This window comes from Pseudomonas sp. KB_15, from assembly GCF_052114525.1.
Classification (GTDB): Bacteria; Pseudomonadota; Gammaproteobacteria; order Pseudomonadales; family Pseudomonadaceae; genus Aquipseudomonas.
The window spans coordinates 1-615 of the sequence record NZ_JBFREX010000123.1 but is presented as its reverse complement, the minus strand read 5'-3'; the positions used below and the strand labels follow the sequence as shown (position 1 = coordinate 615).

Sequence of the window (615 nt, the reverse complement as noted above, 5' to 3'; positions counted from 1 at the left end):
TATGCCGGCCTGACGCCGGAGTGCATCCTCGACGCCCTGGAAGCCGCCGGCTTCCAGCCGGACGGGCGCCTGCTGGCGCTCAACAGCTACGAGAACCGCGTCTGGCAGATCGGCATCGAGGATGCCGCGCCGGTCATCGCCAAGTTCTACCGGCCGGGCCGCTGGACTGACGCCGCCATCCTCGAGGAACACGCGTTCGTCCAGCAACTGGCCGATGCCGAGATCCCGGCGGTGCCGGCGCTGTCTGCCTCGCTCGGCGGACAGCCGCCCGCCACGCTGCTCGTACACGACGATTTCCGATTTTCCGTTTTCCCGCGCTGCGGCGGCCGCGAGCCGGCGCTCGATCGCGCCGAGACGCTCACGTGGCTGGGCCGCTTTATCGGGCGMATCCACGCGGTGGGCGCGTCGGCGCCGTACCAGGCCCGTCCCACGCTCGACGTGGAGACCTTCGGCGTGGTCCCGCGCGACTACCTKCTCGCCCACGACTGCATTCCCGCCGACCTGCTCGCGCCGTGGCGCGCCGCCGTGGACCTGGCCCTGGACGCCGTGCGTCGCTGCTACGACCGCGCCGGCGATATCCGCCTGCTGCGGCTGCATGGCGACTGCCATCGTGGC

At 71.6% G+C, this 615-nt stretch carries 1 protein-coding gene; it reads left to right on the top strand.

Going from position 1 to position 615, the window contains the following annotated elements; genetic code table 11:
- Nucleotides 1-615: serine/threonine protein kinase (locus AB4Z35_RS30005; RefSeq protein ID WP_442101161.1), on the top strand; the 615-nt coding region annotated here is incomplete at both ends.